The organism is Thermoleptolyngbya oregonensis NK1-22 (assembly GCF_032705245.1).
In the GTDB taxonomy this organism is placed as follows: domain Bacteria; phylum Cyanobacteriota; class Cyanobacteriia; order Elainellales; family Elainellaceae; genus Thermoleptolyngbya; species Thermoleptolyngbya sichuanensis.
The window spans coordinates 4,973,025-4,999,401 of record NZ_CP053540.1; the positions used below are offsets into that span (position 1 = coordinate 4,973,025).

Genomic DNA, 26,377 nt, shown 5'->3' on the forward strand with positions numbered 1-26,377 from the left:
CGTTCTTCCCTCTTCGTTCTTCCCTCTTCCCTCTTCGTTCTTCCCTCTTCGTTCTTCCCTCTTCCCTCACCATGCACCCACAAATCGACGCACTCTTCGACGAAGCCGAAAACCGCTACCTCAAGCCCGAAGAACTGGCCGTGCTGAGCCAGTATGTCGAGTCGCTGCCCGCCCGCCTGGATGCCTATTGCAGCCTGCGCGATCGCGAAATCACCATCATGCAGCAAGCCGCCGATCGGCTGGTGGCAGAACTGCCTGGCGAATCGACCGAAACCCTGGAGCGCAGCATCAAAAACGCGCTGCTGGTGCTGCGTCACTGCGCCACTGCCATGCTGATGAACGATGAGGCCTTCCTCAAAGACCGCCTGCAACCCATGGCCCAAATGATTCAGGCCTACGACAGCCAGCGCATCGACTCGGCGCTGTTTCGCCTGCTGAACCAATCCCTCAGCCAGCACCTCGCGCCCCAGCAGGTCAAGTTCCTGCTGCCGATGCTGGCGATCGCCCAGAGCGATCTGCACCTTTCGGGCGAAGCACCGCTCACCGCAGCCGCTCTGTTTTAGGCAGCACAGGTCAAAGGGGGCAGCGATCAGCGTTGCTCAGTATTTAGTGTTCAGTATTTAGCCAAAGGACTGCCCCACTTCAAAAATCCCGCGTCCTGCCCTGCGGACTCCCTCCTGACCGTCCAACCCCTACTCCTCAGTCCTTAATCCCCAATCCCCAATCCCTGACCCCTACAAACCTATGATCTCCGTCGCTGATTTACTGGTTAATAACCGCATTCCCAGCAGCTACTTTGCGACCGATGCCTACGTCCGCAGCGATCTGGAAATGGGGCTGCTGGAAAACCGTCAGGGCGATCGCCTGATTGCCCTCCCCGAAACGCTGATCCAGGCAATCTACAGCGGGCTAGACAAAGAAACCGGCCAAGCCTCGCGGCTGGTGTTATATAACTGCGGGCGCTGGTGGGGCAAGACCTTCTACAGCCGCTTTTCGGAAGAGCTGACCGACTATTACGGCACACCGCTGTCGAATATGCCGATGGTGGAGTTTTTACAAAGCCTCCAGCAGTGCTGGATTACCCACGGCTGGGGCAAGATCGACCTGGATCAAACCTATCAGCATCGCGGCTTTTTGGTGGTGAAGACCTGGAACTCGCCCTTTGCGCGACTGGCTCCCCGCAAAGACCAGCCCGTGTGTCATCTGGAGGCGGGTGTTCTGGCCTCTTTCTTTAGCCAGATTACCGGACGCGAACTGCATTGCGTGCAAACAACCTGCGAGTCGATGGGCGCAGACTGCAATCGCTTCGTACTGGGGCTACCCAAACGGCTGGAGCCAGCCGAAACGATGGTTACCAATCTCGACCACGAGGCAATTATGCAGCAGCTTTGCAATGCCTAGCATCATGTCCTGTTATGTCTTTCAGCGCTGTATCCGTGGCTGATTTGAGAGCCAATGCTGCTGCAACCTATCCCGGTCTTCAGGGAACCTGAATCATCTTCGGGTTCCTGTTGTGTTTCAACCCTTCTTTTCCGCGTGACCCGTGGCCAGCTTTTCCAAAAAAGAGCGGCAGCGCTCTAGATATCGCCAGTTGGGGCTGATTGGGCAGGGGCAATTCGGTCGGGTGTTTTGTGCGGTGCATCGGCAAACGGGGCAATTGGTCGCCCTCAAAAACCTGGAGCGAGAGCGCTTCCCGACCCACAAGTTTCTGCGCGAACTGCGCTTTTTGCTGACGCTCCAGCACGAAAACATCGTCACCTGTCAGGCGCTAGAGCATACTGCCACGGGTCGCTATCTGGTGATGGACTATTGTGAGGGGGGGACGCTTCGCAGCCTGTTGAACGAAGACCATCGGCTGCACCCTGCCCAAAGCCTGAAGCTGGTAGCGGATATGCTGGCGGGGCTGGAACATGCCCACAGCCAGGGCATTGTGCATTGCGATATCAAGCCAGAAAATATCCTCCTCAGCGTGGAGCGGTGGGGCTGGACGGCCCGCATTTCAGACTTTGGCATTGCGCGGCTGCGGCAGGAATTGGCGGAGTCGCCGTCGGGAGGTGGCAACACAGGTTCTCCCGCCTATATGGCCCCGGAGCGGTTTTACGGACAATATTCCCCTGCGGCGGATCTCTATTCTGTCGGCATTTTGCTGTTTGAACTGCTGGCGGGCTATCGTCCGTTTTCGGGCACGCCAACGGAGCTAATGTCGGCTCATCTGAATCGGCCGCTGGTGCTGCCGGACTCGATTCCGGCTGTCTTTCATCCGCTGCTGTCGAAAGCGTTGCAAAAGCTGGCGGCGAGGCGATTTTCCAATGCGGGCGAGATGTGGCGATCGCTCGTGCAATCTGCCACCGACTATGGGTTGGGCAATCTCAACTGGGATGGGCGATTCCCGCAGGGATCGCTTCGCGAATCGCGCTCGATGACGATTTCCCCGGCGCTGCCCACTGTTTCTCCCGTCCAGCCCCTGAACCTCCTGCCGTGGCGATCGCGCTCTGTTGTGACTCTGGAACAGCCGATCACCGCGCTGGCGATCGCTCCCAGCCGGGGAACGCCACTGTTCCAGCCTTTTCCAGAAAGGGTAGAAACCTACCGAGCCAGTGGCGATCGCGTCACGTTCCAGACCCACCTCACCGAGATCTGGCCCAGCCCCCTGGCAGACGTTGACCCACTGGCTGCTGTGCAATTGCCGCAGCCTATTCGGGCATTGCAGGTGCGGCCGCAGGGCTGTTTTGCGATCGCCGCTCAGGCTATCTATCTGCTAGATGTGCCGCCTAGCGATGCAAATCAGCCCTGGCGCTGTCAGACCATTGCCCAAACGGAGCAGGATTGTCTGGTGGCGATCGAGGCGGCAGGGCGATGGCTGGCGATCGCCGCTCCGTCGGGGGATGGTGCAGCGGGTTCCCTAACGCTGCGATCGCTGCCTGATGGGGCCGCGTTGGGGCAGCACCCAACCTCCCTGTGGACTGCGCCAAACCCCATCCCGCTGCCAGTCCCCACTGATCATCGTCGGCAATTGCTGTATGTGGCGGCGCTGGATGGGCGGCATCTGGTGCTGGTGTCACAGATTTTGAGAGGCGAGAAGCACCTTGAAACCTGGCTGGAGGTGTTTAACCGACGGGGCGATCGCCTGGGCTGCCTGACGCTACCTGTGCGTTTGGGCTACATCATCGCCGCCTCCGACCCCTATCGCCTGGTCGCCTGCGATGCAGACGACCCCAACGCGCTGCTGATGATTGACCTGAAGCCATTTCGGGTGGTGCGGCTGGGTGTGGAAATTGCGCCGAAGTTGCTGGCGGCGGCGAACTGGGGCTATGTGCTGGCCAGCGCTGCGGGCGATCTGCTGCTGCTGGACGACCTGGGACAACCCGTTGGGCGGTTTCAGGGCCCTGCCTCACCCGTGGCGATCGCCCTGTTTGCTACCACGGGCATCCTCCTGGCAACCCAGACCGAAGCCCAATCTCAGCTTCATTTGCTCAACCTGAAGGAAATGGACACGGATTTGATGTTTTGAATGTTCTCAATGGTCTGATGCTTTTGAATCAGGTGTTTTGCAGAGGACTGCCAGCCGGAGCCTGCTAATCTAAAATCTTGGGCATTGCATGAGCGTGCCTGAAGGGTCAGCGTGCCGGAAGGGCGCTGTGGATGCAATTTGCCCCAGTCCTGAAGCCGCTGAATTGGCAGCCCAACATCGCAAATCTAAAATCTAAAATCCAAAATCGACACCAAAGGCACTCAGAAAGTCAATCAGCAATGGCACTCCAGGTCTACGGAATTCCCAACTGCGGAACCTGCAAAAAGGCGATCGCCTGGCTCGATCGCAACGCAGTCGAGTACGAGTTCATCAACACCAAAGAAACCCCACCCACCCAGGCGCAAATTGAGGACTGGATTGCGACGTTGGGGTCAAAGCCGATGCGAAACACTTCAGGGCAGTCCTACCGGGCGCTGGGCGAGAAAAAAGACACCTGGGACGACGCAGACTGGGCCAAAGCCTTTGCCGCAGATGCCATGCTGCTAAAGCGACCGCTGTTTGTGAAAGACGGCAAGGCAGTGATGGTGGGATTCAAGGCAGCGGAGGCCGTGGTGAAGGAGGCGCTGGGCGTGTAGGAGCGTGATGGAAGAACGTTGCGAGACGCGATGTGCAACTTTCAATCTGCCCTCATCCCCTGCCCCCTTCTCCCGACTTGGGAGAAGGAGAGCAAGAGAGGGTTGAAGTCCTCTCCCACTCTGTGCGTCTTCATCTCCACACCCCGTTACCCCTCTTTTCCCATCGCTTTGATATCCACACTGCGCCATAGATACCAGGCGGCGATCGTGCGGTAGGGTCGCCACGGTTCGGCGATTTGCAGCATGGTGTTCTTGTTGGGCAGGTCGGGCAGGCTGTAGAGCAAGCGCATTCCGTTGCGAATGCCCAAGTCGTCTACAGGCAGCACGTCCCAGCGGTGCAGCCGAAAGATCAGCAGCATTTCCGCAGTCCATTTGCCAATGCCCTTGACTTGGGTCAGCGTGCGGATAATTGCATCATCCTCCAGTTGCTCCAGATCCTCCAGGCTGGGCAGCCCGTCCAGCACTTTTTGCGCCAGGTCTTTGACGTACAGCGTCTTGGCGCGAGATAGCCCCGCTCCGCGCAGCACCTCGTCCGGCGTAGCCAGAATTTCGGCAGCCGTGGGGTGCGGCGTGTGGGGATAGAGTGCCAAAAAACGGCGGTGAATGGTGCCTGCGGCTTTGCCGGAAAGCTGCTGGTAAATGATGGATTCCGCTAGAGATTCCAGCAGATCGCCTGTCTGCCGATCGTGCCAGAGGGTGCAGGGGCCGCTACGCTCGATTGTCGCTGCCAGGATGGGGTCAGCCGCTTGCAAATGGGCGATCGCCCTTGAATAGTCCATCTTAATCGTTTCTTTTTGTGCCATCTCGACAGCAGCAGCAGACACGCACTGCTGTTTCTACCTGTACATGTCTACATTGTCAGGCAAGAATATAGAGCAAGTGTACTGAGTCAAAAACCTTTGGTTCAGATAAATTGATATCATTGTTTGATATTAATTTATCTGCTATAGTAAATTCATGAGCGACATCATAGCTGCAATTTTGTGAGTTGAGAGTCGCTTTCTGAAACTGAGACTGCTAAGGCAGAGTGTAACAGCGAGGAATTATCCCCCCAGAGGGTAATCTTGTGCAGGTTTCCCGAAATGGATGATAGAAGGCAGGTTTTATAAAGCAAGGTCAGACTCGATTTGCTGCTGGCAAGCGATTCTCAGGCTTAGCTGGTCAGGTCAGCTACCCCTCCTCCTGATAAATCATTGGTCTTATCTATATGAACCTTCAGTTAAACGCTAGTGCTTCTGATTTCAGCCGCCACTCCAGTCAAATTAATGCGTAATTGTAGAAAATTTGGCTGAAATGTGTTTGGTGGCTTGATGCGCTCAGGAATTTCTGACTTTATTTATAGTTTCAGCAACCAATCGTCACTTGGGCAACGCCTGGTCGTGAATTCGGATTGCGGATAATTGCTCTCTCCAAGGTTTTGCCAGAGCAGTGATCGCCCCTCTAAACCAGCTAAAAAATAGCTTTGGTATAGAAATATGGCGATCGCCTCCTTTGGCTAAATCCTGAAAATAAAATCAAGTTAGGGGAATAAATACTCATTTTTTCGCCCCCTCAACTCCTCAAAATCAGGGAAACCCGGAGAGCAGGTTTGGCAGATTTTCTGCTGAAAACCCTTTACAAAAACCGAGTTCGCGTCATGGCACTTATGGAGAAGTGGACATGGCAGAGGCATCGACCGTCAGATTAATCCTAAATTTTGTTGACCCTCAGTTGGATGCAGACGAGCGCGAAGATAGCGCCCAACGGCTGCTGAGTCAGATCAAAGATTTGGACGAAGTGGAGTCGGTGGAGCGTGTATCCGATCCCAATCCACCCGACGGGAATAAGTCGTTTGGCGGCTTTTTGGCGGGGGCGCTGGCTGCCAACGTCAAGGCAGTGAATCTTGCCCCAATGCTGCAATTTCTGGGCGATCGCCTAGCGCAAAAAGCCGTTGAGCTAGAGATTGAGATTGACGGTCGCAAGCTAAAGCTCAAAGCTGCGGGACAGCAAGATCTGCTGAGTCTGTTGCCTGTTGTACAGGGATTTGTTGCCGGAGAAAATACACCATACAATGATCCTGAGAATTTATTTGAAAATCCGTTCGAGAATGCATTTCTGAACGCATTGGGGAATGGTTCTGAGCATCTCTTTGGCAACAGCGACGGAATACAGCACGCGATCGCCCCTTCAGCATTAGTTGTCACTGCCCCTACACAAGTGGCGCAAACTCTAGCCACCACTTCACCCATCGCCGCCGCTTCCCAACCTGTCTCTGTGTTCTTCTCCTATTCCCACAAGGATGAAGATCTGCGCGACGAAATCGCCACGCACCTGAGCCTGCTCAAACGCCAGGGCCTGATCACCGCATGGCATGACCGAGAAATCACTGCTGGAGCCGAATGGAGCGGCGAGATCGACACGCACCTCAACGCGGCACAAATCATCTTGCTACTGGTGAGCGCCAACTTTCTCGCGTCGGACTATTGCTACGACGTGGAGATGGCGCAGGCGATCGCCCGACATGAGCGTGGCGAGGCTTGCGTCATCCCTGTCATCCTCAAGCCTTCGGACTGGGCAGGCGCACCCTTTGGCAAACTCCAGGCCCTGCCCAAAAATGCCAAACCCATTACCACCTGGGCAAACCGCGACGAAGCGCTGCTAAACGTGGCGCAGGGCATCCGAACAGCCGTGCAGCGGATGGCAGTGCGGCCAGCATAGCGATCGCCCCTCTAAAATCCAAAATCGCCAATCCAAAATTGCCCATTACACCAATCCTCCAGTTCTATTGACCGCATCTGACCGCATCTATTGACCCGCATCCACCATTCCTGAGGTGTGCCCCATGTCGAAGGTCGCCCTGTTAATCGGAGTCACAGACTATCAAGCCGGACTCACTCCCCTGCCCGGTGCCGAGCGCGATGTGCAGGCGCTGCACCAGGTCTTGAAAGCACCAGAAATTGGCGGCTTTGACCAGATCACGCCGCTGATCAACCCGGAACCGCAGGAAATGCAGGAAGAGATCGAAGCGCTGTTCCGCGATCGCGATCGCGACGATCTGGTGCTGCTCTTTTTCAGTGGCCACGGCATCAAAGACGACAGCGGCAGGCTCTACTTTGCCACGCGCAAAACCCGCAAAACGCCGCGTGGCGAACTGGTGAAATCGACCGCCGTGCCCGCTAGCTTTGTACATGAAATTATGGGCAACAGCCGCTCGAAGCGGCAAGTCATTGTGCTGGACTGCTGCTTTAGCGGGGCCTTTGCCGAAGATATGCGAGCCAAAGACGACGGGCGCGTAGACGTGCAAAAGCAACTAGGCGGTGAAGGTCGTGCCGTGCTGACATCTTCCACCTCAACACAATATTCATTTGAGCAAGCTACGGCTGACCTATCTGTGTATACGCGATACCTCATTGAGGGCATAGAAACAGGTGCGGCCGATCAGGACAATGACGGGGCGATCGCCGTAGATGAGCTACACGAATATGCCAAAAAGCGCGTCCAGGAAACTGCCCCCGCCATGAAGCCAGAAATCTTCACGTCCAAAGAAGGCTTTCGTATCAAGCTGGCGCAGGCAATGGTTGGCGATCCGAAGGTGCGCTATCGGCGGGAAGTGGCTCGCTTTACTGAGCGCGGCGAAATCTCTGAAATTGCTCGACTGGCACTAGAAGCCCGCCGCCAAGGATTAGGGTTGTCTCGCGAAGAGGCGACGGCGATTGAGTCGGAGGTGCTACTGCCGTCGCGCACCTATCGTTCGAACCTGCGGCAGTATGAACAAAAGCTGCTGGAAGCAGTGATACATGAGTTTCCCTTGAGCGAAGCTACCCGCAACGACCTGAATTACCTGAAGTTGGCGCTGGCCTTGCGCGACGAAGACGTAGAGCCGATCGAAGCCCGCATCGAAGCCCGACAGCACGAGTTTGGACAACTGTTTGCGACTGCAAATCCGGGGGTGAGCAACTGGCCAGTCCCCTCTGCACCAGAGACAATACCCGTTGTAGAAACAAACACGCCGAAACTGATTAGGCAGCCAACGCCTAAGGCCACCACCCCTTCCCAAAAATCGCCTCCCCAATCGCTGTATGCGCCTGCGTACTCTGTTCGTAAAAAAGGGCAAATGCTCTGGGGATTGTTAGCAGCGAGTCTCCTTCTCATTGCGAGTAGCGCTGGCGTGTATATCTACCGTCAGTTTTCGTGGAGCGATAAGTTGAATCAAGCCACAGAGCTAGCCAATCAGGACAGGCATGAAGAAGCAGTCATCCTACTTGAACAAATCCCAGACGACAGTTCTTATGGGGATAAGGCTAAGAAACACCGGGAAGCCTGGTCAAAACAACTGATGGATCGCGCTCAAGAACGCTACGACGCAGGCAGATTGGAAGAGGCGAAAGAATTGGCTGAGGCAGTGCCGCTGTCTAGCTCGTTGTACGACGAAGCGCAAGCAGCGATCGCCAAGTGGGAAGCCGCCTGGAATCGTGACCAGGCACTGCTCGCAGAAATCAATGATGTACTCAGTAGTCATTGGGACATCGAAGGCGCAAAGGCACGGATGAGCCAGCTCAGCCATCCCAAACTAAAGCAGGACGCGCAGGCGGCGATCGCCGAATATGCCGACAAGGTTACCAAAGATCAGCAAGAAAAACTGCGCCAGGAGCAGATCTTGCGAGAACAAGCCGAGCGCAGACGCATCGAAGCCGAACGTCAGCGTGCCGAAGCCGAGCGGCGTCGCCAGGAAGCCGAGTGGCAACGCATCGAAAGCGAACGTCGGCAAGCCGAAGAAGCCCAACGACAGGAGCAAAGAAGACGCGAACAGGAGAAACAGCCAAATCAAAATCAGACAGCCCCTTCACCAGAGATTCTCTCAAATCAGCAAAGCAATAATCCGCTGATGGATCTCCTCAGTCCACGCTGAGGCCCATCGAGCAAGGAAGAATTTGGGCTAAAAAATTCGAGCTAACAGTTCGGCCTGGTTCCCCTTTTTAAGGGCGCTGACATCCTTGAAATGGCAAACTTACTGCCCTCATCCCCTAACCCCTTCTCCCACGCGGGGAGAAGGGGAGCCAGATACGGGGTTAAAATCCCTCTTTAGAGGGGTTAGAGGGGATAACAGGATTTTAAAACACGCCCTAGCATTGCCCTTGGGGGGAATCCTCGCGCATCTAGCCGCGATACAATCGGCTGCATCGTTTGAAACCTCGTTTGAAACCGCTGTAGCCCAAAATTCTCCTCTCACCATGAACCTCCCTACCTGGATCACCGTTTCCCGGCTGCTGGGCGTGCCGCTGCTGCTGGTGCTGCTGCAAAATCCCACCGGGCGATCGCGCTGGATTGCCCTGGCGATTTTTCTGGTTGCGGCGGGAACCGACTGGCTAGACGGCTACCTGGCCCGCAAGCTGAACCAGGTGACCGATTTGGGCAAATTTCTCGATCCGCTGGTAGACAAGCTGCTGGTGCTGGCTCCGCTGCTGATGCTAATCCAGCTTGGGCAAGTTCCTGCCTGGGCGGTGTTTCTGATTTTGGCGCGAGAACTGGCGATCGCCGGGTGGCGGGTCAGCCAGCCCACGATTTCTGGCGCAAACCTTTGGGGCAAGCTGAAAACCGTCAGCCAGATTGCGGCGATCGCCCTCCTGATCTGTCCGCCGACGATGAATAGCCCCGCAGCGGCGATCGCCTTTTGGTTGGCCGTCGGGCTGACGCTGGTGTCTGGCGCAATTTATGTGCGGTGAGGGCGTGAGAGAGCGGATGAGCCTTAATCCCGAACTTGTCTCTGCCGAACTGAAACTCGGTAGGGCGATCGCCTAAACTATGCCTTAAAGTTTATTAAGCTTCCCCCATCCTCTCGCCCCGCCCATGACCTCGCGTTCTGCCGATGTGTTTTTCACCCGCCCGCTCCAGCTTGCGTTGATTAGCGACGATGCGGTGTTTCGCGGCGGGTTGCGGCTGTGGCTGGAGCAGTTTCCTGAGTTTCGCGTGGGAATTGAGTCTGGCAGTGGAGAAGACGCGCCGCTGCTGATTCGCACGCGCCTAGACACGGGCACAAGCCAGGGCGAAACGGTGGATCTGGTGCTGCTGGACTTGGAACTGGGGCGCACGAATCCGGCGCGGGTGCAGGGATTGGCGCTGTGTCAGCAGTTGCGGGCAATGTTTCCGCAAATCCCGGTGCTGGTGCTGGGTTCCACGGCAGAGCCGATTTTGGTGGATGCGGTGCGGCGGGCGGGGGCGCAGGGCTTTTGCCTGAAGGGGGCGGAACCCGGGGCGATCGCCAAATGCCTGCGGCAAGTGGCCGCGGGGGAACCCTACTGGATGGCCTCCTCTGGGCTGGCGGGTGGTGGCGCAACGGCGGCTCGCGGGCCGGTGCTGTCGCGTCGCGTGTCCCAAGCCAGCTATTTAAAGCGGACGCTGCGCCAGTCGGGGCTAGAGCAAATCGATCAGGCGATCGCCCTGATCACCGCGCAGCTCCGGAGCCGCCGATTGTCGTTTTTGCAGCGGCAGGTGTTGCTGGGGCGCAGGCGAGAACTGCGGGCGGCGCGGTGGATCGTGCTGCGGATGCTGGCCACGCCGGAACTGCTGGAAACCATCTCGGAGCCTTCGCTGCCCACGGTTCCTACCCCACCGGATGCTGTGCCGCCAGACCCCGTGCCCAGCCTCAGCATCCCTGCTACACCAGCGGCGATTCGCGAAGCGACCCCTACGGGAATCGCCCGTCCAGCATCTTCGTCGCGCCCTGGCCGCCCCCAGCCTGCATCTGGTGCGTCTGCGGGTCAATCGGTTTCTGAGGGAAATCGCCCCACGGCTCTGGCGGCCACACCCCAGCCCGCGCTGACCACGGCCACGGCCCAAGCCTCTCGTGAAATGCGGGCTGTTTTATTTAACCGGGTGCTGGCAACGCTGGAGGGCAATCTGGACAACCTCACCGATTTGCCCCTGGAAACAGACATTTTGCGGAGCGATCGCAAGCGCGAGTTGTTTGGACTGGTGCTACGCAAGCTAGACGACCTGCTGGATGACCTGCGGGTGGCCGAAGTGCCAGAGCAGCGATTGTCAGACATGCAGCCCCAACTGCTGGCGGATTTGTGGCAGGCGACGACGGTGGAGTTTTTTGGTCGCTATCGCACGCTGGCGCTGTCGGGTCAGGAGGTGGAAATTGCGCCCTACCTGCTGGCCGACCAGGCAATTGTGCAGGCGGATATTCTCAGCAAGATTCCGCTATTCAGCGACCTGTTGGCGCACTTGCTGGTGCAGGCTCCGCTGGTGATCGACGGTGTGCCCTACGCAGCCGGAAATCCCGAAGCGGTGCGGCGGGCTGGGCTGCTGCTCAGCCACACGATGATTCAGATTGCCAACGCTGTCGTGCAGCCGTTGCTCAATCGCTTTGCCGATGTAGAAGACATCAAGCAGTCGTTTTATGATCGTCGGCTGCTGTCGAGTCGGGGCATTGAGCGGTTTCGCAATGACCTGTCTTGGCGCTACCGGATGCAGCGCTACTTCGCAGAACCAAAGGATATTTTTGAGAGTCAATACCGTCTGTTTGTGCTGCGGCTGCGGGGCATTGAGCAGGAATCGATCTACGCGCCCCGCCGCGACGAGCTAGAACAACTGTCGGGCCTGCCCTATGCGGTCACGCTGGCTCTGGAAACGCGGGATGCGATCGCCCCTCGGCTGCGTTCGGTTATCTCTGTGCTGGGCAGCGGCGTGATTTACGTGCTGACGGAGGTGATCGGGCGCGGTATCGGGCTGATCGGGCGCGGCATCATCAAAGGCGTGAACAACGTCGTGCAGGATGGGCGCTATGATCGCCAAGAGCGGCGGTATGGACGGAGCCGGGGACGCTAGCTTGGCGAGTTTAAGCAAGATGAGGACATAACGCATTTGAAAGATATTCCAAGATGGGTAAAAGGAAGCGTGCCGCTGGCGCTGCTGGGCGGGCTGGCGATCGCCGCAACCCTGGTTCCCACGCCCACCCCTCCAGAGAAAGAGCCGCAGCCAGAGGAAATCGTGCTGACGCTGCCGCCGCCCCCAGCGAATTTGCCGTTGCCGACCCAGGATCGGCTGATTTCCGAAGACGGGCAGATTGCGATAACGCTGCCGTCGGGCTGGGTCAAAGACGACGAACTGAACGATCGCGCCCAGTTGGAAGCGTCGAACCGGGCAGAGCAGATGTATCTGATTGTGCTGACTCAGCCCAAGGCAGAGTTTCGCGGAATGCAGCGCGAGACCTATGCAGAAATCACGCGCGGCTACCTGACGCGGCGACTGGAAAAATCCGAAGTCAGTGGCCCCACGCCCGTTTCCCAGGTGGGCGGCAACCCAGCCGTGCAGTATCAGGTGCGCGGCTCGCTCAACAACATTGACGTGCTGTATCTGCATACGGTGGTGGAAACGCCGACCCGCTTTGCCCAGATCCTCGCCTGGACACCGCCTGCCGATTTCGAGAAAAATCAGCCAACGCTGCAACAGGTAATCCAGAGCTTTCAAGAACAGCAGGCGGGGAGCTAGACCGGGCTAGACCGTCGGAGTCTGGGCGATCGCCCCTACGTCTCCCCCTCCGCGACCGTTACTGCACGTCACTCAATGTCACAATAGGACAGGATATTTCGGAACGTTAAAAGACGTTAAACGTGCGATGGCTTTTAGAAGCGGTTTGAAAAACATAATGATGTGTCCGGCGATCGCTCAACTTCGGAGGCTTGTGTGGGCAAAGCGATTGCTCTTGCTCGTTCTGGTGTTGGCTAGTATGCTGCTGGGTGGCAATCCGGCGATCGCCAGCCTCACAGATGATCACTACGACGGCAACATCTTCCCGCTCTACGCAGGCAACGGCTCCCTGGTGCCGCCCAGCCTCAAGCTGTCTGACTCGCTCCGCACCCATACGCCCGCTATCCTGGTGCTATACGTAGACGACAGCGCCGACTGCAAGCAGTTTGCCCCCGTCATTTCCCAACTCGATGCCTTCTACGGCCGCGCTGCCGACATCCTGCCCATCAGCATCGACTCTATTCCTGTCAAAGATCAATACGACCCCAGCGAACCTGGCTATTACCTAACGGGCTATGCCCCCCAAACAGTCGTGTTCGACAAGGCAGGCAAGGTGGTGCTGAATGAATCGGGAGTCATTCCCTACGAGCGCATTGACGACGTGCTGCGGGAAGTCTTCGACCTGCTGCCGCGCTCAGAATCCGTCGAGCTAAAGCGCCGCATCGTCAACGAAATCAACACTGAGCTAGTTCCTCAGTAGCTAAGACGGGCACAGAAGGCGAATAGCAGCCTGCCGTCGCTGCCCTGACGAGAAGCACCATTGGCTCCCGAACCTCCTGATCAAATTGCTGAAAGCGCTACAGCGGCTCGGACTGACAATCCAAAATCGCCAAACCAAAATCCAAAATCCAGTAGGACTTACGCACTTGCAATAAGCTTTCTGGATTTTGGACAGTTTCTGGTGGGCGCAGCCTGCGAGAAATTGTTCAACTGCATAAGTCCTAATCAGATCGGAAAGTCCTAAGAAATGTAAAATTTAGGAGTAACATTTACCCACGCTGCTGTGACCGCGCAACCCTCGCTGGAATTTGGACAAATTCGCAAAACGTCTCTTATCAGTAACATCCTGCAAGATGCACTGACCGTCTTTTGGGGCGATTGGCTTGACTTGCGAGTCCGAATCGCCCAGGTCGCCGCATCGGGCCTGGTTTCGCCACTGATCTACATCCTCGCCTTTGGGCTGGGGCTGGGCAGCGCCCTCGACTCGGCGATGAAGCCTCCCGTCGGCAATACCTACCTAGACTTCATCCTGCCGGGAATGGTCGCCCTGTCCTCCATGACCATCAGCTTCGGCGGCACAACGTTTTCCATCTGCGGCGAGCGGCTCTATAGCAAAACCTTTGAAGAAATCCTGCTGCTGCCTGTGCATCCCCTGGCGCTGTTCCTGGGCAAGATGATGGCGGGCGTGCTGCGGGGGCTGATGACCTCGGCTTCAGTGATTCTGATTGCGCTGCTGTTTACCCGCAACCTGGGCTTTATCAGTCCGCTGTTTTTGCTGGTGCTGGTGCTGAACTGCGCCGTGTTTTCGGGGCTGGGCGTGATTGTGGGGCTGAATGTGAAATCGCTGGAGGGTGTGGGGCTGCTGAATAACTTTCTGATTGTGCCTATGTCGTTTCTGGGCGCGACTTTTTTTGACCCGCAAACCCTGCCTGCGATTCTCAAGTTCATCGTTTACCTGCTGCCGCTGACCTATACAAGCACTGGACTCCGCGCTGCCGCTTATCTGCCGCTGAGCCAGTTTCCCTGGTACAGTATTCCAGTGCTGCTGACGGTGGCGATCGCCCTCTCTGCCGTCGGGGCATACCAGTTCTCCCACCAGCGAGACTAGCGTCCAGAAGCCCCAGCCTGGACACTGAACCCCCGTTAACCCGATACATCGCTAAACTTCTAATCTAATCTTCTGAATCTAATGTCGTCCGACGATCTCCGCGCTGCCCGCCTTGAAAAAGCCACCCAACTCCGCGAACTGGGTTTCAATCCCTACGGCTATCGCTGGGATGTCACGCACCACGCTGCGGAGTTGCAGGAGAAATATGCGGATCTGGCGGCAGGGGAAGAGGTAGAGGTCGTCGTGTCGGTGGCGGGGCGCGTGATGAATCGTCGCGTCTTTGGCAAACTGGCTTTTTTCACGCTGCAAGACGAAACGGGCACCATTCAGCTTTATCTCGACAAAAAGACCATCGAAGCGGGCATGGCAGACCTCGACCCGCAGGCGTTTGACCATCTGAAAACGTTGACCGATGCGGGGGATATCCTGGGCGCAACGGGCACCATCAAGCGCACCGAGAAGGGCGAGTTGTCGATTAACGTGCAGCGCTATTCCATCCTCACCAAGTCGCTGCAACCCCTGCCCGACAAGTGGCACGGGCTGACGGATGTGGAAAAGCGCTACCGTCAGCGCTATGTGGATTTGATCGTAAATCCAGAAGTGCGGGAGACGTTTCGACGGCGATCGCTCATCACCACTGCCATCCGTCGCTTTCTCACCGAGCGGGGCTTTATCGAAATTGAAACGCCCGTGCTGCAATCGGAGGCAGGGGGAGCCGAAGCGCGTCCGTTCATTACTTACCACAACACGCTGGAGATGGATTTGTATCTCCGCATCGCCACCGAGTTGCATCTGAAGCGGTTGGTGGTGGGCGGCTTCGAGAAGGTGTTTGAAATCGGGCGCATCTTCCGCAACGAGGGCGTTTCCACCCGGCACAATCCGGAGTTCACCTCCATCGAGGTCTACCAGGCCTACGGCGATTACGAGCAGATGATGACGCTGACGGAGGAGATGATCGTCGCCGCCGCCAAGTCAGTCCTCGATGATTTGAAAATCACCTACCAGGGGCAAGCCATTGACCTGACCCCGCCCTGGCGCAGAGTCACGATGCACGAGCTAGTGCAGGAACACACGGGGCTGGATTTTACCCAGTTCACGACGCTGGAGGAGGCAAAAGAAGGGGCGATCGCCGCTGGTCTCAAAGATTTAGACAAATGCGACTCGATCGGTCGCCTGCTGGTAGAAGCCTTTGAGCAAAAGGTCGAGGCGACGCTGATTCAGCCCACCTTTGTTACAGACTACCCGGTCGAAAACTCACCCCTGGCCAAGGCGCACCGCAGCAAACCCGGCCTGGTGGAGCGATTCGAGCTATTCATCGTAGGGCGCGAAACGGCAAATGGCTATTCTGAGCTAACCGATCCGGTGGATCAGCGTCAGCGCCTTGAAGCCCAGGCGGCTCGCAAGGCCGCAGGCGACCTCGAAGCCCACGGTGTAGACGAAGACTTTCTGATGGCGCTGGAGTATGGGCTGCCACCCACGATGGGCATGGGCACAGGTATCGACCGGCTTGTCATGCTGCTGACCGATTCTGCCAGTATCCGCGACGTGATTGCCTTCCCCCTGCTAAAGCCGGAGGCAAAAGAGGAGTAATGGGGGAGGAATGGGCAAGTTAGGACTCGCCCGAACAGTCGCTCACTTTGCCCGTTTCGCCGTTTTCTTAGCTTTCGGTTCTGCGACTTCGGACACAGCGGCGGCCAACCCTTCCTCCACCGAAGTTTGCAGGTGCGCTTCTAGGAACCAAAGGCGCTTGTCGATATCCCGCGAGATCTCGGTGTACAGGTCAGCCGTATCGGCATCACCCAATTCATCGGTCGCGTCGATGGACTCGCGCACCAGCTTTCCGTAGGCAGCATAGCGCTCTGCCAAAGCGATGACGTGATCTTTGCCGTCCAAAATGTCGAAGGGATACTCTGGCAGAATAGACTGCGATGCCGCGGTGCGAGCAGTTCCAACGGCTAGCCCGCCCAGCGCCGTGACGCGCTCTGCCACCATGTCCACATACTCTTCTAGCTCCGAAGCCATCTCGTCGAATAGCTCGTGCAGTTGGTAGAACTGTAATCCCTTGACGTTCCAGTGAGCCTGCTTGACCTGGGTTTTCAAATCCAGCGTCGAGGCAAGGGAGTGATTCAAAATAGCAATGACTTTTGTGCGAATTTCGGAGGAAAGGTCAATCCGGGTTGCGTAAAGCGGTTGGCTTTTGCCGTTTGTGCTGCGACCGTTGCTGCCCATGAGCCTGCATCCTGGCTAGAGGTTCAAGCACTCAGCATAGCGTATTCCCTCTGGTTACAAACAGAATGTTGCTACAAACAGGATGTTGTTACAAACAGGATGTTGTTACAAACAGGATGTTGTTACAAACGGATGTTGCGAACAGGTGTTACGAACAGAACTTGTAAACAGCCTGTAAAACAAAATGCTTCTGTCCAACAGAATGGTTATTACGTAAAGCACAGGGTCGATAAACGACGCACCTCTGGGCGCTAGGCAAGCTGATCCCAGGCCTGCGAGACGATATCGCTGAGCCAGCGCCGCAAATCAGCATCCAGCAGGCGATCGTCCGCCATAACCTCGGCGGTGAGATCTTCCAGCGTTTGTCCCTGCGATCGCGCGACGTAGATGACTCCGGCGATCGCCGCTGCCACCAGCTCATCGTCTACGGGCTGCTGGCGGAGGGCAACGACTTCTTGAGAACTACTCGGAATGGGATAATTCATAGTCAGGCAGAAATGCCCCAGTTAATCAAAAGACACGCTCTCAGGCTTGAAGTTCTCAGAGTTGAGGCTCTCAGAGCTTAGAAGCTAGATGACGTGAAACCTTAAATGGCTGGTGGGTCAAAAGGTAAAATGAGAAGTCTTAAACTTTCTTCAAGTATTCTGTTGTATTGGTGAAGTGTAGCGCAATTTTCAATTCTGTCAACTCTGTCTCCTTAATGAACTTGCCCAGTGAATTCGCCCAATGAACTTGCCCAGTAAGCTTGCCCAGTGAGCTTGCCCAGTGAGCTTGCCCAGTGAGCTTGCCCAGTGAATTCGCCAGCCGTTATCAACGTCATCGGATGAAAGATTCTTTAACAGAGCTACTTTACTTAGAGGTGCCTACGCCTGACCTGGATGCCGTGCGTCGCTGGCTTCAGCACCAGTTTCAGCCCGCCGTCGGCAATACCACTGCCACCCCCGATGGTTTCCTGATCACGGCGGAAACTGTCGCCAGAAGCGGTTCCAGCGGCAACTTAGGAGATGACTTCCTCGACGCGCCAGTGCTGTCTGGGTTTGTCTGGTCGGTGCAGCGCACAACGTATCTCAAGGTGTTTCGCTGGGGCGATCGCCCCTTTCCTGGAGAGAGAACTGTTTTGCAGCAGTTGACCCAGGCGCTCCAGGTCCAGTTTCCCCAGCGCTACCCCGCGCCGCCGCAGGTTGACCTGTCTCATCAATCTATCTTTGAGGCACTAGCGCCCCACTATCCCCAGACGGTGAAATACTTTCAGCGCATTCCGAATGGGGAGTACGACTTGAACCGGGTCTACTGGTGGGAGCAGCGCTGGCGCGAGAGCGTGCGAAATCCCCAGCAGCCCAAGCAGGTCGTGTTTGCGGTGGAAGCAGTCGAAGATACAGGGACGCAACCTGCCTACGACCTGATTTACATCGGCGGAGCGCTGGGCATTATTCACGCAGCGGTGATGGCGCGACGCGGCTATCGGGTGCTGCTGATCGAGCGGCTGCCCTTTGGCCGGATGAACCGCGAGTGGAATATTTCGCGGGCCGAGTTTCAAAGCCTGATCGACCTGGAACTGTTCACACCGGCCGAGTTTGAGGGCGTAATTGCGCGGGAGTATATAGACGGCTTTAGCAAGTTCTTTGATGCCAACAATCCGCCCCAGGCAAAAGCGCCCGTGCTGCATACGCCGACGGTTTTGAATGTGGGCATTGATGCAGAAAAGCTGCTAAAGATCTGTGGCGACAAGCTGCGGGCGGCGGGTGGCGAAATCTGGGATGAAACCGAGTTTGAGCGGGTGGACGTTGCGCCTGGTGGCGTGACGGTTTATGCAAAGCAGTTGCCAACGGGCACATCCCGCGTGGCAACTGGGCGGCTGCTGGTAGACGCAATGGGCACGGCTTCCCCCATCGCGTGGCAACTGAATGGCGATCGCACGTTTGACAGCGTATGTCCCACGGTGGGCGCGGTGGTCGAGCGCGGCTTTGAACCAGGCGTATGGGATGCCCGCTATGGCGATGTGCTGTTTAGCCACGGCGACATTTCCCGCGGGCGACAGTTGATTTGGGAACTGTTTCCGGGGCGCGGGGAAGAACTGACTTTCTATCTGTTCCACTACCACCAAGTGCATCCTGACAACCCCGGCTCTCTGCTGGAAATGTACGAGGATTTCTTCGCCATCCTGCCAGAGTATCGCCGCTGCGATCTGGATAAGCTGACCTGGCGGAAGGCTACGTTTGGCTACATTCCAGGCCATTTCAGCGGAATCAAGAGCGATCGCCGCGTGGCCTTCGACCGCCTGATTGCCATTGGCGATGCAGCGTCGCTCCAGTCGCCGCTGGTGTTCACGGGCTTCGGATCGCTCGTGCGAAACTTGCCCCGGCTCACGGACTTGCTCGACACTGCCCTGCGCCATGATCTGCTGCAAGCCTCCCACCTGGAGCAAATTCGCGCCTTCCAGAGCAACATCGCCGTCACCTGGCTGTTTTCCAAAGGCATGATGGTGCCGACTGGGAAATGGGTCGCGCCGCAGCGGGTCAATGCCATGCTCAACACGTTCTTTGGCATCCTGGCAGACGAAGATCCCCAAGTGAGCGATCGCTTTATCAAAGACCGTGCGGGTTGGGTGCCATTTAACCGCATGGCGCTTAAAGCAGCTCGCACTAATCCCGCACTGCTGCTGTGGATTTGGGAATTGGCGGGCCCGGCAGATCTGCTGCGCTGGGTCGGCAGCTATCTCAGCTTTACGCTAGCTGCACTCCTGAGCTGGCTATTTCAATGGCTACCGGGGTTTGCCCGCCAGATCCAGCCCTGGCTGGAGCCACGCTATCCGTCGCTGTGGCTGTGGCTACTCGCCCGGAGCTATGCACTCACCTATGGGATGGGGCAACCCCCGCCGCCCTCTGGCGCTGCTGCGTCTGCATCCAGTGCCCCCCCGCTTTCTCTCAAAACGCCAGTAGAGCCGAGATCCTAGATACTGTTTCGGTAGTCAAGGGCGTGTTTTGAAGCCCTTTGATCCCCCCTCGCCCCCCTTAAAAAAGGGGGGAACCGAGCCGAACCGACCCTTATTAAGGGGGATTTAAGGGGGATCGACTCAAGGCAATCAACGACCTAGAAAGTTTTAAGACATTGCCTAGCAAGCTGAGCGGCTCTTAAATTTCCCTTCCCAGGCTGATCGTTTTTTACCCTTAGGAGGGTACTCTTTTGCTTGCTAAGCTAGCTCAAATGCAGTCCCAAACCCTTTGTAAAAGGGAAATTGCGCGACCTGCATTTGGTGTCTTGGCGTTTTCAAAAGAAGTTTGAAACCAGTTCTGCTGCTGTTCCCAAAAGCTCACTAAACAAGCTCTACTGGCAAGCTCTACTCGTGCAGTTTCGCTGTGCAATTAGCTTGTGCATAGCTCATGCAATTGGTGCAATTAACTTGTGCAAGCTGCCCAGACAAGTTTGGAGGTTTCTGCGGCCACATTCCTTAACACGGTTGATTTGATATATTAAACTCTGATATCACTGATACCTAGTGTCATTCATAACTGGCTTTAGAGATCTGTACTGATGGTCATTCTTGCCCGCATTAGCAAATTTTCGTGTTTTCCCTGTTGATTTTGCGCTGTTCAATTGTTAACACTGTGGTTTCTTGAGTTGTTTTCTAAGCTACTGCTTTGGGCTTGGGGTGGGGTCAGGGGCGATCGCCCATCCAGCTTTTCCCAGCACCCAGCGTGTCCCTAGAGTCAGCGTTTCCTAGAGAGTGCGTCTCCCCCAGAGTGTTTCCCTGAATTGCTTCCCTCATCCGATTTCTCCACGGCAGCGTCTCTGTTCCTGTCGTCCTCGGCTTAGGCGCAGTCAATCCCGTTTCGTAAATCCCAACGTTTATCTACCAACCCGTCCCACAAGGAAGGTAAGAGGAAGGCAGCTATGTCAACCCGCAAGTTCACCAGGGCCATCCACAGCGGCTTGAATCAGGTTCATCGTGCCGTCACCCAGCGTATCCAGCGAGGCATTCGGCGCAGTGTCCTCTGGCTATTTCACAACTGGCTCAGCCTAAATCGCGCTTCAGCCAAGGCTGGCTTTGTGCTGCCAACAACTATTTTGCTGCTGCTGGTGGTGCTGTTGACGGTTGGCTCGATTGGCTACCGCACCTACACGCGCACGGTGCAGACGATTGGAGAACGGCAGCAGCGCGTCGTTTATAACACCGCCACGCCCACGATTGACCGTGCTAAGGCAAAGCTAGAATATTTGTTTGACCCCCGCCGCGACCCCCGCTTCCCCAGTGGTATTCCATCGGAAACTTGGCTGCTGGGGATGATGCTAAACACAGGTACAGTCGTTCCCGGAACGACTGTCACGGTTCCCCGCCATCCTTCCAGCTTGGCGAACCCGACCTTTGACCCCTACACACTGCCAGGTGAAACGCGCATTGACCTGGACGGAGACGGCATTGTGGACAATGCGTGGCGCTATCCCACCGACACCGATGGCGACGGCACAAACGACGCAACGGTCGCCTACTCGATTCTCTACAAAACCGACCTGAACAATATTCAGGACACCAGTGACACCGCGATTCGCGGCAGTGGCACAAACCCAGGGCGGGCACGTCGCCAGGAGGTTCGCAACGGCCCCCTGAGCAACAACAGTTCTCAAAATAATGCCTGCTCTACCGGAGCCGTCGCCGCAACTGCTGACGGTGTTGGACGGGGCTGGCTACCGGATGGCAACAATACCTCTCTGCTGCGGAAAAACTTCCAGGTTGACGTATATGTCCAGCCCAATACGCCCAACCGACCTGTGGCAGCGCTGGAGTTTCAGCAAGACCGCACAGTGGAGCAGGGTAACAAATGGGGAGCTTGGTTCCGCAACGACCTGGAGATCTTCCCTGGTCCTGCGTTTAACTGGAACGGCGCGATGCACTCCGAAGGCAACATCATCATTGGCAACGGTAGTTTCCGGAGCTACATGATTAGCTCTCGGTTTTCATGCCTCTACAGCGCCGATGCCTCGGAGGTGAGTACGGTAGAAACCAAAAACGCTGCGGGGCAAATCGATTTTCGAGGGCAATTCCTAGCTGCGAAGCTGAACAACAACAGCAGCCTTAATGACGACAACTCAACATTTGAGCTTTATGAGGGCTATGGGATTAACCCCAGCAACGCAAACCTCACCCCAGGGACGCACTCGGTCAACTTGGGAAATAACACACCCGTAGACTACGCGCTAGACCCAGTTATTTTGCAGACTGAGGCTCGGTCTGCCTCAAGGGGCTTGGCAAACCCCACGGCTTCGCGTCCTGGCTGGGCAGGTACAGTCCTCAATCGAAACGGTCAGGGACGATTGATTCAGCCGCCGCAGGAGAACCCGCCCTACGTAGACGATTCCTACCGCGCTGATGACCGCTATGGGCCCAAGCCGACCTATGGCGGACGCGAAGACGACCCAGCGACTTCAATCCCAGGTCTGATTGGGGAGCAAATTCCTACCACCCAAACTCGACTCGTCGGCAATACGCCCGGCGTTGGGCAGGATGAAAGTGCGGTGGGTCTGGATGGCTATTGGGAACGCCGCGCCCGCAACGAAGGAATGCGGATCATCGTCGGGCAGCGCTTGGAACTGGGGGATGCCGCAGGCTGGGGTGGCCCGTTCCCCAGGGACACGGCGATTCATGAACCCCTGAAGCCCTGGCCAGGTTGCTTGACGAACAATGCAAACCGCTGTAATGAAGCTCGGCAGCGGCGATCGCTCTACGACAACCTTCCCGCTGTACAGGGGGCCGCGATCTACCATCGGGACACAGCAGAAACCTCCGCCGACCGCGATCGCCCTGCGGCCTGTCTTGCTCTCACGGTTCACCCTGGCACGGCAGGCACGCTCGACCGCAGTGCCACCTTCGAGAACCTGGCGCTCAATATAGAAGGCGGGTTTTCAGCGCCGTATAACACCCCAGGTTCAGTCATTTCTGACTTTTTGCGGGGACGTGGAACCAATGGATGGGAATACAACCTCCCGCCTGCCAATGCGTTCAGTGCGCTAAATACGCCAACCATGCTGGCGCTGCAAAACCTAGCCAACTTCGCGGGCGATCCGCGCGGCGGCGCACCATCCTTCACGCCTGTTCAAGATCAGCAGGTTCACCCCTACCCCTGGTTCTCGATGTGGGGCGACTTCTCAATCCTGCGTCGAGTCATTGCTCGGATGGCGGCAGGTACGTCTTTTGCGAACCTCAGCCCAGCGGATAAGTCTACGCTCTATACCTCTGCCTGCACGATGGGGATGCTGGCCTATCAGCTGGACTATTTGGAAAAATTTGATCCGAATGCGGCGGGGGTGCCTCTGGGGAATGCCTATGCAACTCAGGCAGACGAAAACACGGCCTTCACCAATCCAGCTTTGTCTGCCCAGTTCTACGCAGGGCTTCGGGGTGTCATTCGCGCCCTCGATCGCGGAGTCAGCCCCTTTGGCCCGCTTTCGGCAGCCAATAGCAACGACTTTGGCATTATGGTGAAGGACCGAGGTGCTATTGAACGTCCGCGATCGCCCGAAACCGTCATTGCCCTGATGCAGCAGTGGCGCGATCAGATTGTTGCATCTGGAACGCCCTACAGTTTCCCCAATGGCGGTGGAACCCTGACGGCTGACCAGATGAACAACTACATCCGACTGGCTCAGATGATCATTTCCAAAGAGCAGGTCGCGCGCGATCGCCAGTGGGGTTTCTTTGGCTACGATAACCTGGCTGACTCAGCGGAAACCTACGCTTCCCGCGCGCCTGGAGGGGCGGTGCAGGTTGCAGGCTTCTATGGCGATGGCAAAACTTGCCGCGAGATGTGGGCCAACAATGGTGTCAACTCTGGTGATTCCATCAAGTATCTCTGCTCTAATCGCCCCTTCTATCCTTCGCTCTATAACCTGTTTCCCACGCTGGGGGGGGCGCTGGATACCGGCACGGGCGCTCACCCGGATGCCGCAGGCCCGCTAGCAAACGGCGGTGGCACTGTTGCCCGTGACCAAGCTGATGCGGCAAACGATGCCTATCTGCTAGCTCGCAATGCCAGCGTCACCTATCAGCCGGTGCGTCCGGAAGCAGTGCGCCTGCTGCCTCGTCCTGCTGCAAGCTGGGTGCTGCCGTTTGAAAACCTGACGGCGGCTCCTGCGGGCAGCACGGCCGAATTAACCCCAAATAACAACCGCGACACTCTGATTAAGGTCTGTATCACAGAGAATTGCTCTCGCTATAGCTTGGGAGGTAGCCCCACCAATGGCACTTTCCGCCGCGTTGGCTTCAAAGATGCTGCCTTGATGAACGGCCGTGAACTGCTCAGCGTGCGCGTGCTAGACGTGAATCTAGATTTGCTGCGTCGGGCTACAAACGGACTGACGAGCGATCGCTGGCTACCTGTCACAGGGATTGTCTACGCCTTCCGCGAAGATGCTGTCTCTGAGGCTACCATCGTCCGTCCGTCCCCGGCAGACTGGCCAAGCTGCGACTCTGAACAGAACCTACGAACAGACGCAACTTGTCGGATGAACACAGGGAATGTGGATGCGTTCAGATCAACTGACCCGCCCTTAAATGAAAACAACGGTGTGACGCCGAAACCGGTGGACTACTACCCCGACCCGGATCGTCGTCCAAACGGGTTCCGTCTCAAGAACGGCTCTCGGCTTGATCGTCCTGGAGATAACGGGCGTGGCTTGTCCTTTATCTCTGATAACCCGGTTTACATCCAGGGCAACTTCAACCTGCACCAAAATGCTGCTGGAACTGAACTTCAAGAGTTTACGAACCTGTTGACTTACGACGCACAGCAGCGATACGCCAACTTCCACAACCGCACCCTGGCTCAAATTGATACCAACTTTGCCCGTGCCGGAGATTTGTGGCGACCCAGCGAAGTTCTTGCAGACGCGATCACGATTCTGTCGGACAACTCCTGCGACGGCAGTATGCAGGATGTCTTCCTGACCGTTGGAGTCGGGCAAGCTGCAACCCTAGCTGATGCACGCAATGGTGTAAGAGTAGGTGCGACCTCTGCTCGATACGGCTGTCAGGGAAATGGCGATCGCACGACCTATCTAAATTTCTCGCGTCCTAGCGATGCAGGACCTGCCTCTGCTGCGTTTGCCACGGGCACGACTGCTGCCGCACCCAATACGCTCGACGTTGTTCGAGATCAGAACGGTAACCCGACCGCACGCTGGATGCGAACCAATTACGCGGACAGCATGTTCAGAACGTTGGCAACAGCAACGCTAAAGCCCCAAGAAGGTGACTCTCCCATCATTGTCCATCCGCAGGGAGTCCCTCTTCGTGCTGTTCTGGGGGTCACTGCGAACCCTCGCTACCTGGGAGCCTACTATCCGATTACGGATAACCGTCCTCTGATTCCAGCGCTGCCAAATACACGAGTAAACTCCATTATTATCAGTGGTCTAGTTCCCTCTCGCGCAAACCAGTCCTACGGCGGATTGCACAACTTCCCTCGATTTAATGAAGACTGGACAAACAACTCGCCGCTGTTCATTTCGGGTTCGCTGCTCCAACTGAGCTTTAGTCAGCAAGCGACGGCTCCCTTTGACCAGGATGCCTGGGAAGTGGGGACAAACCCAGTGGTCAATGAGGCAATTCGCTATTACGTGCCGCCGCTACGACGCTGGGGGTATGACGTGGGTCTACAGCTTGCGCCAGCGGGGCCAATCGCCCAGCGATTTGTCACCGTTCGCTCGATCCGCAGCGAGTTCTATAGCGAACCACCTGCCAACGACCCCTATATTCGGCAGCTTTGCGGCGCAATTCAGGGCGCGTTGCCCGCTGCTAACCGTCGTCCGTGTCCTGCGTAATTGAGAGGTCAATCACCATGAAATTCTCAACTGCGAACTCTCCAACGCTTGACTCTGAGAGAACAAATGCAAAGAGCCGCGTTCTTGTCAAGGCGTTGAGCCAGTGCGGCCGACGGCTTCAGTCCTTGTCCGGCTCGAACCGCTCGTCCGAGGCAGGCGTGACTTTGCTGGAATGTCTGGTCGGCATTGCGATTATTGCCGTAACCGCGACGCTGATCTTGCCGCCTTTATTCATTGCGTCTGCCTCGCGGGCGCAGAACCGTCGCGCTGAGCAAGCGTTTCAAATCGCCCAAGACGAGATCGATCGTATCCAAGCGCTGGTTGCCAGCGGCCGACACAACGCCACAAATCTGCCTGCCTCAGCAGGGGCATTCACAAACGGCGCAAACGTTGGCCCGCCAACAGGGGTTGCGGGTGTGCGGAAATGTGTCAATACGGGCTTGGCCAATCAATACACTGGCTCTGGGGTAGGCGCACTCCAAGCTATCCCGATAGATATCGACGGCATTACGCTGAACGGCGACCCCTGTGCGCCCGAGTTTTATATGCAGGTATTTCGCAGCGTCAACCCCAACGACACTGCTCCCGGCGGCACAAGGCAAAACAGCTTCATCCTCGGCGTTCGCGTCTACTCAGCCATTGCTCGAGACAACTTTGGCAGCATGACGACTCCGGTGCAGCCTGCGGCACTCAACATCACCTCTGGCACGGGCAGTCAGCGGGTACGTCCGCTGGTGGCGCTGTATCCGCGCATGACCTGGAGCGATCAAGGAACGACGCTTTGTCAGCTTCATCAGCAGGGCGGCACGCCTTGTCCCTGATGCATGGCGCACTTCAAGGGCTACTTTGGGAGATGTGAACCTGGTGATGGGATTTGGCTAGTTCCTT

At 56.8% G+C, this 26,377-nt stretch carries 18 protein-coding genes; 15 read left to right on the plus strand and 3 right to left on the minus strand.

Annotation, left to right across the window (positions count from 1 at the left end; translation table 11 throughout):
* Positions 1-71: 71 nt before the first annotated feature.
* The 4 genes from HNI00_RS20750 to HNI00_RS20765 all read left to right on the plus strand — a co-directional run bounded on the left by HNI00_RS20750 (position 72) and on the right by HNI00_RS20765 (position 4,107).
* On the plus strand, positions 72-563 hold the full coding sequence (locus HNI00_RS20750; protein ID WP_316789110.1) for a globin family protein: 492 nt from the start codon (positions 72-74) through the stop codon (positions 561-563).
* 181 nt (positions 564-744) lie between these two features.
* Positions 745-1,401 carry a V4R domain-containing protein gene (locus HNI00_RS20755; protein ID WP_297080244.1) on the plus strand — a complete coding sequence of 219 codons (657 nt, stop codon included), beginning with the start codon at positions 745-747 and terminating at the stop codon, positions 1,399-1,401.
* 142 nt (positions 1,402-1,543) lie between these two features.
* The gene (locus tag HNI00_RS20760) at positions 1,544-3,511 is read left to right on the plus strand and encodes a serine/threonine-protein kinase (protein WP_316789113.1); all 1,968 of its coding nucleotides are present in this window, start codon (positions 1,544-1,546) and stop codon (positions 3,509-3,511) included.
* Between the two features lie 239 nt (positions 3,512-3,750).
* Positions 3,751-4,107: a Spx/MgsR family RNA polymerase-binding regulatory protein gene (locus HNI00_RS20765; RefSeq protein WP_316789115.1), complete on the plus strand. Its 357-nt coding sequence runs from the start codon at positions 3,751-3,753 to the stop codon at positions 4,105-4,107.
* Positions 4,108-4,253: 146 nt separating this feature from the next.
* On the opposite strand, the gene HNI00_RS20770 is transcribed toward HNI00_RS20765, so the two are convergent.
* Positions 4,254-4,910, minus strand: a complete 657-nt coding sequence (locus HNI00_RS20770; RefSeq protein ID WP_316789117.1) for a DNA-3-methyladenine glycosylase family protein — start codon at positions 4,908-4,910, stop codon at positions 4,254-4,256.
* Between the two features lie 856 nt (positions 4,911-5,766).
* Here HNI00_RS20770 and HNI00_RS20775 point away from each other — a divergent pair.
* The 8 genes from HNI00_RS20775 (at position 5,767) to lysS (ending at position 16,036) form a co-directional block, all read left to right on the plus strand.
* Positions 5,767-6,804, plus strand: a complete 1,038-nt coding sequence (locus HNI00_RS20775) for a toll/interleukin-1 receptor domain-containing protein (protein ID WP_316789119.1) — start codon at positions 5,767-5,769, stop codon at positions 6,802-6,804.
* A 124-nt stretch (positions 6,805-6,928) separates the two neighbouring features.
* Positions 6,929-8,995, plus strand: coding sequence for a caspase family protein (locus HNI00_RS20780; protein ID WP_316789121.1), 2,067 nt, complete (start codon positions 6,929-6,931; stop codon positions 8,993-8,995).
* A gap of 322 nt (positions 8,996-9,317) precedes the next feature.
* Positions 9,318-9,809: a CDP-diacylglycerol--glycerol-3-phosphate 3-phosphatidyltransferase gene (pgsA, locus tag HNI00_RS20785; RefSeq protein ID WP_316789124.1), complete on the plus strand. Its 492-nt coding sequence runs from the start codon at positions 9,318-9,320 to the stop codon at positions 9,807-9,809.
* A 124-nt stretch (positions 9,810-9,933) separates the two neighbouring features.
* Positions 9,934-11,916 (plus strand): DUF3685 domain-containing protein, encoded by a 1,983-nt coding sequence (locus tag HNI00_RS20790; RefSeq protein WP_316789126.1) that lies wholly within the window; start codon positions 9,934-9,936, stop codon positions 11,914-11,916.
* Positions 11,917-11,952: 36 nt separating this feature from the next.
* A complete protein-coding gene (locus tag HNI00_RS20795; RefSeq protein WP_316789128.1) occupies positions 11,953-12,579 on the plus strand; it encodes a hypothetical protein in 627 nt (208 codons plus the stop codon).
* A 157-nt stretch (positions 12,580-12,736) separates the two neighbouring features.
* Entirely contained in the window at positions 12,737-13,318 is a 582-nt protein-coding gene (locus HNI00_RS20800; protein ID WP_420156408.1) for a thylakoid membrane photosystem I accumulation factor, read from the plus strand.
* A gap of 321 nt (positions 13,319-13,639) precedes the next feature.
* Positions 13,640-14,446, plus strand: a complete 807-nt coding sequence (locus tag HNI00_RS20805; protein ID WP_205371462.1) for an ABC transporter permease — start codon at positions 13,640-13,642, stop codon at positions 14,444-14,446.
* Between the two features lie 81 nt (positions 14,447-14,527).
* Positions 14,528-16,036 carry a lysine--tRNA ligase gene (lysS, locus tag HNI00_RS20810; protein ID WP_316789134.1) on the plus strand — a complete coding sequence of 503 codons (1,509 nt, stop codon included), beginning with the start codon at positions 14,528-14,530 and terminating at the stop codon, positions 16,034-16,036.
* 42 nt (positions 16,037-16,078) lie between these two features.
* On the opposite strand, the gene dps is transcribed toward lysS, so the two are convergent.
* Together dps and HNI00_RS20820 are read right to left on the minus strand one after the other, a co-directional pair.
* Positions 16,079-16,675: a DNA starvation/stationary phase protection protein Dps gene (dps, locus tag HNI00_RS20815; RefSeq protein ID WP_316789136.1), complete on the minus strand. Its 597-nt coding sequence runs from the start codon at positions 16,673-16,675 to the stop codon at positions 16,079-16,081.
* A 251-nt stretch (positions 16,676-16,926) separates the two neighbouring features.
* On the minus strand, positions 16,927-17,160 hold the full coding sequence (locus tag HNI00_RS20820) for a hypothetical protein (protein WP_277774620.1): 234 nt from the start codon (positions 17,158-17,160) through the stop codon (positions 16,927-16,929).
* Positions 17,161-17,498: 338 nt separating this feature from the next.
* On the opposite strand from HNI00_RS20820, the gene HNI00_RS20825 reads away from it, so the two are divergent.
* The 3 genes from HNI00_RS20825 (at position 17,499) to HNI00_RS20835 (ending at position 26,310) form a co-directional block, all read left to right on the plus strand.
* Positions 17,499-19,628 (plus strand): NAD(P)/FAD-dependent oxidoreductase, encoded by a 2,130-nt coding sequence (locus HNI00_RS20825; RefSeq protein ID WP_316789138.1) that lies wholly within the window; start codon positions 17,499-17,501, stop codon positions 19,626-19,628.
* Between the two features lie 938 nt (positions 19,629-20,566).
* Positions 20,567-25,489: a hormogonium polysaccharide biosynthesis protein HpsA gene (gene hpsA / locus HNI00_RS20830; RefSeq protein WP_316789140.1), complete on the plus strand. Its 4,923-nt coding sequence runs from the start codon at positions 20,567-20,569 to the stop codon at positions 25,487-25,489.
* Between the two features lie 17 nt (positions 25,490-25,506).
* On the plus strand, positions 25,507-26,310 hold the full coding sequence (locus HNI00_RS20835) for a type II secretion system protein (RefSeq protein ID WP_316789142.1): 804 nt from the start codon (positions 25,507-25,509) through the stop codon (positions 26,308-26,310).
* Positions 26,311-26,377: the final 67 nt, after the last annotated feature.